We start from the raw sequence: 1097 nt of genomic DNA, 5'->3' as shown, positions 1-1097 counted from the left end.
AGCCGCGGGTCCACCGCCGCGAGCACGGGCACGAGCGCCCGCACCGCGAGCGGCAGCGCCACCACCGCCTGGGCCAGTGGCACGAGCACGCCCGAGGCCGCCAGCTCCGGGAACGCGGCCCGCAGGGACACGACGAAGCCGAAGCCCACGGTCACCGCGGACACGCCGAGCGGCAGGAGCAGGGCGCCGTCGAGGGCCCGCTGGGCCACCAGCGCCGCGCGTGAACGGAAGGGCCGGGTCAGCAGCAGGGCCAGCGGCACGGCCACCACGAGCGTCACGAGCGTGGCGTCCACGGCCACCCGCAGGGACTGTTCGAGCGCCTGGGCCGGCGTCGACCCGCCCACGAACCCGCTGCCCGCGCTCGTGGACAGCAGCCGATAGTTGCCCAGCCCCCAGCCGTGGCGGGTGTGGAAGGAGCGCACCACGAGCGTCAGGATCGGCGCCACCACGAGCGCCACCACCGCGAGCATCACGGCCACCGGGACCGCGTCCGCGCGCGTGAGCCGGGCCGGCGGCGTCTCCCGCAGGCGCAGCGCCCGCTGGGTGCGCGCCGCCGTCACGCCGGAGACCACGACGGCGGCCAGCACCACCGCGAACTGCAGCACGGAGAACACCGCCGCGGTCCGCAGGTCCAGGTAGACGGAGGTCTGCACCCAGATCTCCGACTCGAGCGTGCCGTAGCCGGGCCGGCCGAGCGTCTGGACGATGCCGAACGCGGACGCGCAGAACAGGAACACCAGCGCCGCGCTCGCGGCGATCGCCGGGGCGAGCTGGGGCAGCGTCACGGTGCGGAACGCCCGCCACGGCGAGGCGCCCAGGGTGCGGGCGGCCTCGGTCTGGCGCGGGTCGAGCGCGTTCCACAGCGCGCCCACCTGGCGCACCACCACGGACACGTTGAAGAAGACCATGGCCAGCACGACGGCGGTGGTCGTCTGGTCCAGCCCGGTGAAGCCCAGCGGTCCGCCGGGGGCGAGCAGGGCGCGGAACGCGACGCCGACCACCACCGTGGGCAGCACGAACGGCACGAGCACGAGGGCGCGGAGCACGGCCCGCCCCGGGACGCGACGCCGGTGCAGCACGAACGCGGTCGGCAGGCA

At 76.0% G+C, this 1097-nt stretch carries 1 protein-coding gene; it reads right to left on the bottom strand.

From position 1 onward, the window contains the following. A partial coding sequence (locus D8M29_RS12395) for an iron ABC transporter permease (protein ID WP_148111624.1) occupies positions 1 to 1097 on the bottom strand: 1097 nt, incomplete at both ends.

Source organism: Micrococcus sp. HSID17227, assembly GCF_003989405.1.
In the GTDB taxonomy this organism is placed as follows: domain Bacteria; phylum Actinomycetota; class Actinomycetes; order Actinomycetales; family Micrococcaceae; genus Micrococcus; species Micrococcus luteus.
Note: the sequence above shows the minus strand (reverse complement) of the source record. Positions and strands in the feature narration are given on the sequence as shown.